The sequence below is a fragment of the Sphingopyxis sp. genome, assembly GCF_050725615.1.
Classification (GTDB): Bacteria; Pseudomonadota; Alphaproteobacteria; order Sphingomonadales; family Sphingomonadaceae; genus Sphingopyxis.
The window spans coordinates 23,041-36,250 of sequence record NZ_JBOHHU010000038.1; the positions used below are offsets into that span (position 1 = coordinate 23,041).

Annotated in this window: 10 protein-coding genes and 1 pseudogene; 6 read left to right on the forward strand and 5 right to left on the reverse strand. The window is 64.6% G+C overall.

Annotated elements, in window-relative coordinates; genetic code table 11:
• Window positions 1–7 precede the first annotated feature (7 nt).
• The 3 genes from ACREB7_RS10785 to ACREB7_RS10795 are packed head-to-tail and all read left to right on the forward strand — an operon-like array spanning window position 8 to window position 4,652.
• Entirely contained in the window at window positions 8–1,417 is a 1,410-nt protein-coding gene (locus tag ACREB7_RS10785) for an aldehyde dehydrogenase family protein (RefSeq protein WP_431592277.1), read from the forward strand.
• Window positions 1,414–3,006, forward strand: coding sequence for an AMP-binding protein (locus ACREB7_RS10790; RefSeq protein ID WP_431592278.1), 1,593 nt, complete (start codon window positions 1,414–1,416; stop codon window positions 3,004–3,006). The genes ACREB7_RS10785 and ACREB7_RS10790 overlap by 4 nt, the downstream gene beginning before the upstream one ends.
• Window positions 3,003–4,652: an AMP-binding protein gene (locus ACREB7_RS10795; protein ID WP_431592279.1), complete on the forward strand. Its 1,650-nt coding sequence runs from the start codon at window positions 3,003–3,005 to the stop codon at window positions 4,650–4,652. Before ACREB7_RS10790 ends, ACREB7_RS10795 begins: the two co-directional genes overlap by 4 nt.
• A gap of 195 nt (window positions 4,653–4,847) precedes the next feature.
• Here ACREB7_RS10795 and ACREB7_RS10800 read toward each other — a convergent pair whose 3' ends face one another.
• Window positions 4,848–5,156: an aldo/keto reductase gene (locus ACREB7_RS10800; protein WP_431592280.1), complete on the reverse strand. Its 309-nt coding sequence runs from the start codon at window positions 5,154–5,156 to the stop codon at window positions 4,848–4,850.
• A gap of 26 nt (window positions 5,157–5,182) precedes the next feature.
• Between ACREB7_RS10800 and ACREB7_RS10805 the strand changes: the two are divergent.
• Window positions 5,183–5,689 (forward strand): annotated as a pseudogene (locus ACREB7_RS10805) (alpha/beta fold hydrolase); the annotation flags it as partial.
• A gap of 96 nt (window positions 5,690–5,785) precedes the next feature.
• Here the strand turns inward: ACREB7_RS10805 and ACREB7_RS10810 are convergent.
• Genes ACREB7_RS10810 through ACREB7_RS10825 form a run of 4 tightly spaced genes read right to left on the reverse strand, consistent with a single transcriptional unit; the run spans window position 5,786 to window position 11,124 of the window.
• A complete protein-coding gene (locus ACREB7_RS10810; RefSeq protein ID WP_431592281.1) occupies window positions 5,786–7,063 on the reverse strand; it encodes an alanine racemase in 1,278 nt (425 codons plus the stop codon).
• Window positions 7,056–8,471, reverse strand: coding sequence for a D-arabinono-1,4-lactone oxidase (locus ACREB7_RS10815; protein WP_431592282.1), 1,416 nt, complete (start codon window positions 8,469–8,471; stop codon window positions 7,056–7,058). The genes ACREB7_RS10810 and ACREB7_RS10815 overlap by 8 nt, the downstream gene beginning before the upstream one ends.
• Window positions 8,471–8,818 carry a c-type cytochrome gene (locus tag ACREB7_RS10820; RefSeq protein ID WP_431592283.1) on the reverse strand — a complete coding sequence of 116 codons (348 nt, stop codon included), beginning with the start codon at window positions 8,816–8,818 and terminating at the stop codon, window positions 8,471–8,473. Before ACREB7_RS10820 ends, ACREB7_RS10815 begins: the two co-directional genes overlap by 1 nt.
• Window positions 8,818–11,124, reverse strand: a complete 2,307-nt coding sequence (locus tag ACREB7_RS10825) for a TonB-dependent receptor (protein WP_431592284.1) — start codon at window positions 11,122–11,124, stop codon at window positions 8,818–8,820. The genes ACREB7_RS10820 and ACREB7_RS10825 overlap by 1 nt, the downstream gene beginning before the upstream one ends.
• Window positions 11,125–11,293: 169 nt before the next feature.
• Between ACREB7_RS10825 and ACREB7_RS10830 the strand changes: the two genes are divergently transcribed.
• Entirely contained in the window at window positions 11,294–11,887 is a 594-nt protein-coding gene (locus ACREB7_RS10830; protein ID WP_431592285.1) for a TetR/AcrR family transcriptional regulator, read from the forward strand.
• 306 nt (window positions 11,888–12,193) lie between these two features.
• A partial coding sequence (locus tag ACREB7_RS10835) for a TonB-dependent receptor (RefSeq protein WP_431592286.1) occupies window positions 12,194–13,210 on the forward strand: 1,017 nt, incomplete at its 3' end.

Here is a 13,210-nt window from a genome sequence, read left to right on the forward strand (position 1 = left end):
GAGCGACATGCCTGACTATAAAATGCTGATCGGCGGACGGCTGGTCGATGGCGATAGCCGGATGGACGTCCTCAACCCCGCGACCGAAGAGGTGTTCGCCACGGTCGCCCGCGCCTCCGAACGACAGGCCGACGAAGCGATCGCCGCTGCCGCGGCCGCCTTTCCGTCATGGGCAGCAACCTCGATGGCGGACAGGCGGGCAAAGATCAGCGCGCTCGCCGACGCGATCGTCGCCAACAGCGAGGCGCTCGCCCGCGCGCTGACGCAGGAACAGGGCAAGCCGCTCGCCGAAGCGCAGGGTGAAATCGCATGGGCCGAAGGCTATCTGCGCCATTATGCGACGCTCGAGATCGCCGAGCGGACGATCCAGGACGACGAAAACGGGCTGATCCAGATACGCCGCAAGCCGCTGGGCGTCGTCGCGGGGATCATCGCGTGGAATTTCCCGCTGCTCGTCGCCTGCTGGAAAATCGGCCCGGCAGTGCTTGCCGGCAACACGATCTTGCTGAAACCCGCGCCGACGACCCCGGTCACTGCGCTGATGCTGGGCGAGCTGTGCCGCGACATCTTCCCCGCCGGAGTAGTCAACATCATCGTCGACGCCAATGATCTGGGCGGCTATCTGACCGCCGATCCGCGCATCGCCAAAATCGGCTTCACCGGATCGACCGCGACGGGCAAGAAGATCATGGCGAGCGCCGCCGACGGGCTGAAACGCCTGACGCTGGAACTCGGTGGCAACGACCCCGCGATCGTCCTCGACGACGTCGACGTCCGTGCCACTGCGCAGGGCATCTTCAACGCCGCCTTTTTGAACTGCGGGCAGGTGTGTCTCGCGATCAAGCGCGCCTATGTCCATGACAGCATCTATGACGCGATGTGCGACGAGCTCGCGCGCCTCGCCGAGGCAGCGGTGGTCGACGACGGTCTCGCGCAGGGCGCACAGATCGGCCCGATCCAGAACAAGGCGCAATATGAAAAGGTGAAAGCCTTCCTCGAAAGTGCGCGCAACGACGGAACGATCGTCGCCGGTGGCCAAATCATCGACCGCGCGGGCTATTTCCTGCGTCCGACGATCGTCCGCGACGTCACCGACGGCGACGAGATCGTCGACGAAGAGCAATTCGGTCCGATCCTGCCGGTGATCCGTTTTTCGGATATCGACGACGTCGTCGCGCGTGCCAATGCGTCATCCTATGGTCTCGGTGCTTCGGTGTGGTCGTCGGACGTCGACCGCGCGGCGACGGTTGCCAACCGGATCGAAAGCGGATCGGTCTGGGTCAACCAGCATGTCGCGATCGGCCCGCACATTCCGATGGCCGGGGTCAAATCCTCCGGCCTCGGCGTCGAGCAATCGGAAGAAGGCTTGGCCGAATATACACAATTGTCGGTCATCAACGTGGCGCGCGGCGGATGAGCGAAACCTTCAAGTGGGATCCGCCGACGCACTATAATTTCGCACGCGACGCGATCGACCGGCGCGCTCGCGAAAGGCCGGACGATCGTGCCATGCTGTGGGTCGACGGCGAAGGAACGGTCGTCGACCGCAGCTTCGCCGAGCTGTCCGAAAACAGCGCGCGCGCCGCCGCCGTCCTGAGCGCCGCCGGGGTCCGGCGCGGCGACACCGTGCTCATCCTGATGTCGCGCGAGATCGAATGGTGGGAACTGATGCTCGCCTGCGTGCGGCTCGGTGCGATCGCGTCGCCGGGCACATTGCAGTTGACGCCAAAGGACATCGCTTATCGCTACCAGGCCGCCGAGGCGCGCTGCATCGTCGCCGGGATCGACGTCGCGCCACGCGTCGACGAAACCCCGATCGACGCCGGGGTCCCGCTGATCCACATCGGCGGCCCCCGACAGGGTTGGATCGATTATAGCGCTGCAAAGGAATTGGCTGAGCCACTCGCCGAGATCGCCGACACTGCATTCGACGACCCCGCCCTTTGCTATTTCACCAGCGGGACGACGGGACAGCCGAAGATGACGATTCACGGCGCGGGCTATCCGCTCGCGCACGAAATCACCGGCCGCTTCTGGCTCGACCTCGGTCCAGGCGACCTCCACTGGAACATGTCCGACACCGGCTGGGCGAAGGCGGCGTGGAGCAGCCTGTTCGCGCCCTGGCTGATGGGTGCGGCGATCTTCGTCAACCATGCGCCCGGGTTCGACCCCGCCGCCGCGATGGACTTGCTCGAACGCTATCCGGTCACGACATTGTGCGCGCCGCCGACTGCCTATCGCATGTTCGTGCGCGCCGATTTGGACGGCCGCACATTCCTGCGCCTGCGGCGCTGCGTCAGTGCGGGCGAACCGCTGAACCCCGAGGTGATCGATCTGTGGAAGCGCGTGACCGGGCTCGATATCCACGATGGCTATGGCCAGACCGAAACCGTGCTGCTGTGCTGCAACCGTGAGGGCGCCGCGCGGCAAGGCGCGATGGGGCGTCCCACGCCGGGTATCGATCTTGCCGTGATTGGTGATGCCGGCGAAATCCTGCCGCATGATGAGGAAGGCGATATTGCGCTGCGCGTCGGCGAAGGGCTGCCGCCCGGCCTGTTCCTCGGCTATCGCGGCGACCCCGATCGCACCGCCAGCGTGTTTCGCGACGGCTGGTATCTGACCGGCGACCGCGCCACCGTCGATGCCGAGGGCTTTTTCTGGTTCGTCGGCCGCGCCGACGATGTTATCCTGTCGTCGGGTTACCGTATCGGGCCCTTCGAGGTTGAAAGCGTGCTCTTCGAACATGAAGCCGTCGCCGAAAGCGCGGTCGTCGCCAGTCCTGATCCGACCCGCGGTGAGGTGGTGAAGGCGTTCATCGTCCTCGCGGCCGGACACAGCCCGTCGGACGAACTCGCCAAGGCGCTGCAGGATCATGTGAAGGCGACCACGGCACCGTATAAATATCCGCGGCGGATCGAGTTCGTTGACAGCCTGCCCAAGACGGTCAGTGGCAAGATCAGGCGCAAGGAATTGCGCGATGAGGAATTCAGGAAAGCCGACGCATGACCGACAGCTTTGTTCGCGGCGACGATACCGCCCCGTTGATCGAGATGACGATCGGTGATCGCTTTGACCAGACCGTCGCCCGCTATCCCGACGGCGACGCGCTGGTCGTCCGTCATCAGAATATCCGGTGGAACTGGAGCGAACTCAGCGCACGCGTCGATGCCGTCGCGGCGGGGCTGTTGCAACGCGGATTGCTGCCCGGCGATCGCGTCGGCATCTGGGCCCCCAATTGCGCCGAATGGGTCGTCGTCCAGTTCGCGACCGCCAAGGCCGGGCTGATCCTCGTCAACATCAACCCCGCCTATCGCGTCCCCGAACTCGATTATGCGCTGAACAAGGTCGGATGCGCGGCGCTGATTCTCGCGCCCTCGCACAAGAGCAGCGATTATGTCGCGATGTTGGGAGAGATCGCGCCCGAACTGAACGCAGCAGCGCCTGGGGCGCTGCACGCCGCGCGACTGCCCGACCTGCGGCTCGTCGTTGTGCTCGGCAACGACGCCCACGCCGGCTGTCTGCCCTTTGCGGACCTCGCGAGCGATGATGTGGGTCCTCTCGCCGATATTGCGATCGAACCCGGCATGCCGGTCAATATCCAGTTTACCAGCGGCACCACCGGCTTTCCCAAGGGCGCGACGCTGTCGCATCGCAACATCTTGAACAACGGTGCCTTTGTCGGTGCGCGGATCGGACTCTCCGCCGCCGACCGGCTGTGCATCCCGGTGCCGCTCTATCATTGTTTCGGGATGGTGATGGGCAACCTCGCCTGCGCCGTCCATGGCGCGACGATGGTCTATCCGTCCGAATCCTTTGACCCCGGCGCGATGCTGCAGGCGGTCGAGGCCGAACGCTGCACCGCGCTTTACGGCGTCCCGACGATGTTCGTCGCCGCGCTCAATCATCCCGATTTCCCGCGCTTCGACCTGTCTTCGCTGCGCACGGGGATCATGGCGGGATCGCCATGTCCGATGGCGGTGATGTGCGAAGTGATCGACCGGATGCACATGGATCAGGTCACGATCGCCTATGGGATGACCGAAACCAGCCCGGTGAGTTTCCAGAGCGCCACCAATGACCCGCTTGCGCTACGCGTATCGACAGTCGGACGCGTCCAGCCGCATTTGGAGGTGAAGCTGATCGACCTGGCGGGCGATGTCGTCGCGCGCGGCGAGACGGGCGAGCTGTGCACGCGCGGTTATTCGGTGATGCTCGGTTACTGGGACGATGCCGAACGTACCGCCGACGCCATCGACGCCGACGGTTGGATGCACACCGGCGACCTCGCGGTCATCGACGAAGCGGGATATGGCCAGATCGTTGGACGGATCAAGGATATGGTGATCCGCGGCGGCGAGAATATCTATCCGCGCGAGGTCGAGGAATTTCTGCTCACCCATCCCGGCGTTGCCGATGTGCAGGGCGTTGGCGTTCCGGACGAGAAATATGGTGAGGAACTCTGCGTTTGGATCATCGTGCGCCCGGGCGCGGTGCTGACCGAAGCCGATGTGCGCGCCCATTGTCGGGGCCGCATCGCCCATTATAAAATCCCGCAGCACATCCGCTTCGTCGACGAATTTCCGATGACCGTGACTGGCAAGGTTCAAAAATTTGCGATGCGCGAACAGATGGTGAAGTCGCTGGGCCGCTAGAAATATGGGAATATGGCAACACACGACAGATTCCGGCGCCGGGGATGAAGCGGGTTTTAAGATCGGGACGGACCGCCGTCGATAAGGAAGCGGGCAACGTCCGTATTAACAGATGATGACAATTCCCAGGCTGCAGTGGCAGCTATCGCGCGCTTGCCTTCCAAAGCTGCCCAACCGCTTTCGGCCAGACATGACCTAGCGCTGATTGGGGAAGTGTGGGATATCGATATGGTCGAACATCCCGCCATATCCGAGCGCCATGGACATATCCCAATCCAGCATGTTGTAAGGGTGGCCGGCGTCGAACGCACTGGCCGCATCGAGGGCGGCCAGCGTGTCGGCGTCGAGCGCGACATCGACCGCGGTAAGGTTCTCCTTCAGCTGGTCGGGACGGGTAGCGCCAACGATGGGCACGACGCCGCGCGACATGATCCATGCCAGCGCAAGTTGTCCAGAGGTCATCCCGAGGCCATCGGCAATCGCGTCCAGCGCCTCGGCGATCATGCGGTTGCGCCGATGTCGTGTGCCCGGGCCAGCCGCAGGGCCGCGTCGCAAAAGCCGTGCTGGTCAGCGCGGTGCCGCCGCTGATGGTCAAGACCGACGGCAATCCCGACGGCACGCCGGTCGAGGCGTTCGACGGTTTCCGCGCCGGGCTCGCGGCCAACCGCGCGCAATTCTTCCTCGATGTGCCGGCAGGCCCCTTTTACGGCTATAATCGTCCCGGCGCCGAGCCGTCCGAAGGCGTGATCAGGAACTGGTGGCGTCAGGGCATGATGGGGAGCGCCAAGGCGCATTATGAAGGCATCAAGGCGTTTTCGGAGACCGATCAGACCGACGATCTGAAGGCGATCACGGTCCCCATGCTGGTGATGCAGGGCGACGATGATCAGGTCGTCCCCTATGAATGCGCGGCGATCATGCAGGACAAGCTGCTGCAGAACAGCACATTGATCATCTATCCCGGCTTCTCCCACGGGATGCTCACGGTCAACGCCGATGTCGTCAACGCCGATCTGCTGAAATTCATTCGCGGGTAGCGGAAAGACGGGCGCCGGATACCATGTCCGGCGCCCGCTTTCGGACGCCTCGCCGCGCCCAGAGTACAAGGATCGCCATGGCGATCACGGCGGCCCTCAGGCCGACGGCGCGAAGGTCGGCCAAGTGCCCGTGATCGTCTCGCCATCGAAGAGGATGATGTCGCCGAACTGTAGGAAAACCGCTTCGCTCTGGTTCGGGCGGAAGAAGACATGGTCGTCGGGCTTCAGCGCGACGCTGGTCGATCCGGTGAGCATTTCCTGATTGCTCGAGCGCCCGTAAAGGTCGCTGAACTGGAGCCCCGGCGGCGACACGGGTGTCGCGAGCCAGTGACCGCCATAGATGAAGAAGGCGCGGGCGGCATTAGGGTCCATGAAGGTCAGCGGCCCGCTGAGCCATTCATTGCCGGGAAGCTCCATGCCCCCCGCCTTGATCACCGGCGTGGCGATGAAGCTTGCCGGAGCATGGCGTGCGAGCGAGGGCAGGTCGAAATCGGCGGGCTTCACGAAAGCCGACCCGACCGATACCTCGTTGGCGGCGGTGCCCTGCGCATGGCGCGCATAGGTCGGGCTGCCGGCGCCGTTGAGCGTCAGTGTCGCGGGATCGACGGCCAGCTTTTCGCGCAGAACGCCGATCGCGGCGCGATAGCGCGTCTGCGATTGCGCATAGGCGTCGTCGGGGTCGCTCATCTTGCTGACATGCGCGTCATAGCCCATCAGGCCGCTGACGGTGACGTTCGGCAGGGTGCGGGCGATGTCGATGGCCCCCGAGAGCGACGCGGCATCGGCGAAGCCGCCGCGATGGAGACCGACATCAATCTCCATATTGGCGCGCAGGACCATGGCGCGCGCGGCGGCGATCGCGGCATATTGACCGAGCCGGGCGGGCGTATCGATCAGCCACTGGATGCGGCCCGCCGCCTCGGCGCCGACCTTGTCGACGAACCCGGCGAACTCGGCTTCGGGCAGCGGCTTGCCGAGCAGCAGGTCGGCATCCGGTCGGGCGGCCATGATGCCCAGCATCGCCCCGTTGAAGACCATGAAGCGGTTTGTCGCCATGCCGCGTGCGACATGGTCGATAAGGCCGGTCGCGGGCAGCGACTTGACCACGACGCGCAGCGCGAGCCGGGAGGGCGCCAGGGTGCTGTGCGCGGCGGCGATATTGCGGTCGAGCCGGGCCTGATCGATGACGAGCACCGGGTGCGCGATCCCCGCCTTGCGGAGCGCCGCCGACAGGCCCGCGAAATAGCGGTCGTGCGCCCCGCCATGGTCGCTCTTGCGCGAGGCGAGCAGGGCGCCGCCACCCACCACCGCCAGCCCGCCGCCGGCGATGGCGGCGCGGCGCGTCCAGCGTGTCTTGCGTTCGGGTTCAGCCATCGAGGAAGACCGCCTTGAGATAGTCGTTGAGCATCCGTCCCTCCGGATCGAGCGCGGCGCGCACCTCGCGCGCTTCCTTCCAGCGCGGATAGAGTTGAGCGAGGTCGCGCGCCTTCAGGCGGTGCAGCTTGCCCCAGTGCGGGCGGCCGCCGTGACGGCGGAAGATCGGCTCGACGATGCTGAAGAAGAAATCATGGTCCTCGCGATAATAAGCATGGACCGCGATCGACCCGCTTTCACGCTCGTAAAAGGGCGAAAGCCAGGCATCGTCGGGGGCGATGACGCGAACCTCGATCGGGAAGAAGACGTCGCTGCGATGCTCCTCGATCGCCGCGAGAATCTCGCGCAGCGCGGGAATCTGGGCCTCGATCGGCAGATGATATTCGGTTTCGTTGAACCGCACCGGCCGCTCGTTCGAGAGGAGTTTCCAGCCTTCGTCGACGACCTCCTCGGGTGGGATCTTCGCCAACTCCTCGGCCGCGAGCTTGCGGCGCAGCGCGGGCGCGAATTCGAACCAGTCGCGCAGCTGCTTGAGGCCCATCAGCGTCTCGACATCGCCATCGGGGCCGCGCGGTTTCACCGGCTTGTCGGTCACGTCATGGGTGATCGTCACCGAATGGCCGGTGAAGGGCAGGACATAAAATTCGACGTTGCGATGCTTCTGGCGCAGCGCCGGCCACTCGTCGAATATGTCCTCGGTCGGACGCACCTCGACGCGCTTGCGAACGCGCGTCAGCGGCTGGTTCTGGAGCGTCACCTGCGTGACGACCCCGAACGCGCCGAGCCCGACGCGCGCGGCGTCGAAGACCTCGGGCCGGTTGGTCCGGTCGCAGTCGATGATCTCGCCCGTCGGGGTTGCGATGCGCATCGCGATGACCGACCCGTGCACCGCCTGGATGCCGCGTCCGGTGCCATGCGTACCGGTTCCGATCGCGCCGGCGATCGACTGCTTGTTGATGTCGGGAAGGTTGATCATCTCCTGCCCGATCGCGGCGAGCGCGGGGCCGAGGTCGGCGAGCCGGGTGCCGCCGCGCACCGTCGCCTGGTGTGTTGCCGCATCATGGCCGACGAGCCCGGCCATGCCGTCGAGCGTCAGCAAGGTGCCGTCGGTCGGGACGAGCGCGGTAAAGCTGTGGCCCGAACCCACCGGCCGCACCGGTGCGGGCGCTTTCGTCAGGATCGACAGCAATTCGTCCTCGCTGGCCGGCGCCGCGCGCTTTTCGGGATAGCTGTGGGCGCTGCCCGACCAGTTGGACCAGAGGAGATGGCCCTGGGCGTCCTGCGCCGCGAAGGCTTCGGGCTCGCGGTTGCGCAGCCAGTTGCGTCCCGCGAGGCCGCCGGCGCCGATCGCGCCGATGCCGATCGCGCCGCCGCCCGCGATCAGCGCGCGCCGTGTTACCTTGCCCATCAGTTCCTCCCCGCCATGAAGCGTATCAGCGCCTTATAGTCGTCGGGCGTGCACGCGAAGCATTGGCCGCCTGCCGGCATGCCGTTGAGACCGCGGACGGTGCTGCCGAGCAGGACATCCTCTCCCTTTGCCCAGCGCTGATCCCATAGGGTGCGATCCCCCGCGAGCGGGGCGCCGGTGTCGGCGACGGTGTGGCACGATTTGCACGATTGCTCGTAGAGTCCGGCGATGCGCGCGTCGGCGGGTTTGAGCGCCGCGCTCTGTGCAGGCGTCAGCGGCTTCGCCGGCGGCTCCGACTGGCACGCGGCGAGCAGGAGCGCGGCGGACAGCGGCAGCAGCGCGCGCATCAATATTGAGCCCGCAGCTCGACGCCGAACATCCGGGGTTCGCCGCGAAACTGCTCGATAAAGCCGAAGTCGCTGAGATCGACGGCATAGTTGATATATTTCTTGCGCGTCAGGTTGCGGCCGAACAGCGCTACCTCCCAACGTCCGTCCTCATCCTTGAGCGCGATGCGCCCGCCGACGAGCCAATAGCCTTTTTGTTCGAGCAGCGGACTGTTGTCGGCGGAGAAGAACTGGCTCGACCGGTAGGAAACCGAGGGCTGGAACGCGAGCGCGATCCCGTCCGAAACCGGGATCTCGTAATTGGCGATCCCGCTGAAGGTGACGGTCGGCGACAGCGCGAGCCGGTTCCCCGAAAAGTCGGTGCCCGCGCTCGTGAAATCCTTGATCTCGGTGTCGAGCAGGCCAAGGTTCAGCGTGATGTCGAGCCGGTCGGCGGGCTTGGCGATCAGCTCGAACTCGGCGCCGTAGATGGTCGCGTTCGCGGCATTGTCGAGCAGGGTGAGCGGGATCGCGCCGGTGTTGATCAGCGTGTAGAGCTGAAGATCCTTGTAATCATAATAAAAGGCCGCCGCATTGAAGCGCAGCCGGCGGTCGAGCAGGGTCGACTTAAGGCCGACTTCATAGGCGGTCAGCGTTTCCTCCTCGAAGGGCTGCGCCTGCACTGCGGCCTCGGCGGGATCGAAGCTCAGGAAACCGCCGTTGAAACCGCCGCTCTTGAAGCCGGTCGACACGCTGGCATAGGTCATCACGTCCTCGGTGATGTCATAGTCGAGGCCGACCTTGAACGAGGCATTTTTGAATGATTTGCGATTGTTGAAGGCATAGAGCGGTAGCACCCCGCCGGGGATGGGGGTGCCGTCGATCACATCATCCTCGAGCTGCGCGGCGGCGGTGAAGCGTTTGCGCTCGTAATTGTAGCGGCCACCGATCGTTGCGCGCAGCGCGGGCATCAGCTCGATTTCGATCTGACCGAAAATCGACGTTGCATCGGTGGTCTGCCGGTTGAGCGTGCGTGAGAACAGCACCGGGGCGCCGCCGGTCGTCGCACCGCCGGTATCGGCGCCGCCGTCGGGCGTCAGCGCGCGCAGCTCGGCGAACAGGTCGGCGGTCTGATTCTGCTTCAGCGTCTCGCCCAGATAATAGACGCCCGCGACCCAGTTGAGGCCGCCGCCCGAACCCGACAGGCGCAGCTCCTGCGTGAAGCTTTCCGAGCGGACGCCATAATCGATGTCGAGGATGGAATTCGGGCTCGCGTCGGTGTCCTCGCGGTGCAGTTTGTCGTTGCGGTCATAGGCCGCGATCGACGTCAGCGTGACCGGGCCCAGATCCCAGCCCAGCCGCACCGAGGTGCCCCAGTTCTTGACCACCAACCGGTCGCTGCGGTTGTAATTGCCGTCATAAAAGCCCTCGGGGCTGACATAGCCGAAAACATTGCCGCACTGGTTCGCCATGATCGCGTCGGGCGCGCAGGGGGTCGTGAAACCGGTCGCCGGATCGAGCAGGCCGAGGCTGCGATATTGCGGCGAGCGCACATCGACCCTGCCGCCATGGACGCTGATCAGCGCGTCGAGATTGTCGGCGATGTCGAGCGCGAGCTGGCCGCGCAGCGCGAAGCTGCCCTGGCCGTTCTCGCGGCGGCCGGTCAGCAGATTGTGGACATAGCCGTTCGAATGGGTGCCGGTGCCCGAGATGCGGAAGCGCGCATGATCGGAAATCGGGCCGCCGATCGCCGCTTCGCCGCTGATCGTGTCGAACGAGCCATAGGAGAGCGAGGCGCGCGCCTGGAAATCCTTGCCGGGCTTGGCGGTGATGAAGTTGATCGCGCCGCCGGTCGCGTTGCGGCCATAGAGCGTACCCTGCGGGCCCTTCAGCACCTCGACGCGGTCGAGGTCGAACAGCTGGAAGGTCTGTGCGCCCGGCGAACTCACATAGACTTCGTCGACATAGACGCCATTCGGCCCGGCATTGTTCGAATTGGTGTCGGCGAGCCCGACGCCGCGAATATAGATCAGCGGCTGGTTGCCCTCACCGCCGGGGAGGCCGATTTCGAGGTTCGGCACGACGCCCGCGATGTCCGCGCTCGACCGGATGCCGAGGTCGGCGATCGTGTCGCCCGAGAAGGCGGTCACCGCAACGGGGACATCCTGCAAATTCTGTTCGCGGCGCTGGGCGGTGACGACGATGTCGCCAATCCCTTCGTCAGATGCCGCAGCGGTGTCTTGCGCTTGGGCCGCTGCCGGCATCGACGCCGATATCATCGACAGCAACGCAATGGAGATTCGCAGTTCATCCCTGATTTTCAACATTTTTCATCCCCTGACCCGTTATAGCTTTTGCTATATTATAGTATTTACTATATAGGTGCAATATGGGTGTTGCGACGCAGGCCGCTCGATATGCTAGGCACGCCGGATGAAGGCCGAACGACGAAAGACGGAAAGCGCGGTGGCAAAACCGATACCCAAGGACGGGCCGATGGGCTCTCGCAAGCCGTCGACGCGCGAACGCCTGCTCGACACGGCCGGGCAGTTGCTTGGCGAGCTTGGCATCGATCGGGTTACCACGAACCTGATTTGCGAGCGCGCGGGCGTGACGCCGCCTGCGCTCTATTATTATTTCGGCGACAAATATGAGGTCATCGCGGCGCTGGGCGAACGGCTGATGGGTCGCCAGAATGACGCACTCGTCCGTTGGCTCGAGCGGCATTCAGGTGGCGGCATCCAGGCTTATGCCGAACATAGCGGCGACCTGTTGCGCGAGACTGCGGAGATTACCGAGGCGGAACCGGGCGGGGTCTGGATCGAACGGGCTTTGCACTCCAGTCCCCGCCTCGAGCATATCCGAATCGAATCGCACCGTTATGTGACGGACAAGTTGGCCGAGGCTTTCGCGCCTTTTCTGCCCGGCCGTCCGCGCGATCAGATATGGTTGCGCATGCGGATGCTCGTCGAGTTCGGCTATGTCGCGACCGAATTGCTCCACGCCGAAACAGGCATGTCGCGAGAGGCTATCCTCGCCGAAACGACCCGGATACAAAAATCGGCCACACTCGCGCTGCTGGAATTTTAGCGGGGCCGCATTGGTCGACTCGCTCTTTGCCGGCGGTCGCTTTCGGGGAGATGTCGTCGATAGCGTCGCCGACGGTTCGCAAGACCCGGCCCGCTCAAGGATGGGGCGCGCGCATGTCCCGCGCATCGGCGCTTTTGTTGCAGCACAAACTGTTGCTTTTTGGTCACTAATCGCCGGAAAATCCGGGGCGCGACCATGTGCCGCGTTGACGCGGCGAGCCGCGCGATTAGAGCGACGAGTTCCCGCCGGAGCATCCCCTCCTTTGGCCGCAAGGCCGCGTTCCGGTGGGTTGGAGAGAGACATCCCATGACCTTGCGCAACATCTTGTTGGGCGCCACCATGCTGTGCGCCGCAACCACCCCCGCTTTCGCTTATGCCCAGGACGCCGCACCCGCCGACGATACGGCCGCCGCGCCCGCCGACGACGTCGTCGATTATGGCAATGAAATCATCGTTACCGCTTCGAAGCGCGCCCAGACGCTGCAGGACACGCCCGTCGCCGTCTCGGTGACGTCCGCAGCGCAATTGGAAGAGTCGCAGATCCGCGACCTCATCGACCTGCAGTCGTCGGTTCCCAGCCTGCGCGTGTCGCAGCTGCAGTCGAGCGCCAACACCAACTTCATCATCCGCGGCTTCGGCAACGGCGCCAACAACGCCGGGATCGAACCGTCCGTCGGCGTGTTCATCGACGGCGTCTATCGTTCGCGGTCGGCCGCCCAGATCGGCGACCTTCCCAATGTCGAGCGCATCGAAGTGCTGCGCGGCCCGCAGTCGACCCTGTTCGGCAAGAACGCCTCGGCGGGCGTCATCAGCATCGTCACGCAAAAGCCGCAATATGAATTCGGCGGTTCGGTCGAGGCGACCTATGGCAATTATAACGCCGTCACGATCAAGGGCGACGTCACCGGCCCGATCAGCGATACCATCGCCTTCTCGCTCGGCGCGAACTACAATCGCCGCGACGGCTATGCTCAGGACCTGAAGCTCGACACCGACGTCAACGATCGCAATCGTTATGGCGTGCGCGGCCAGCTCCTGTTCGAACCGACCGACGCGCTGTCGATCCGCCTGATCGGCGACTATGACAAGATCGACGAAAATTGCTGCATCGCCGGCAACGTCATCGCCGGGCCCACCGTCGCGATCACCAACGCGCTGGCCGGCGGCCCCAGCGTCGATGCCAACAATCCCTTCTCGTACGACGTCTACAACAATTTCCTGTCGTCGAACAAAATCGAGAATTACGGCGGTTCGGCGCAGATCGACTATGATCTGGGCAGCCTCGCGCTGACCTGGATCAGCGCCTATCGCCAGTTGCGTGCT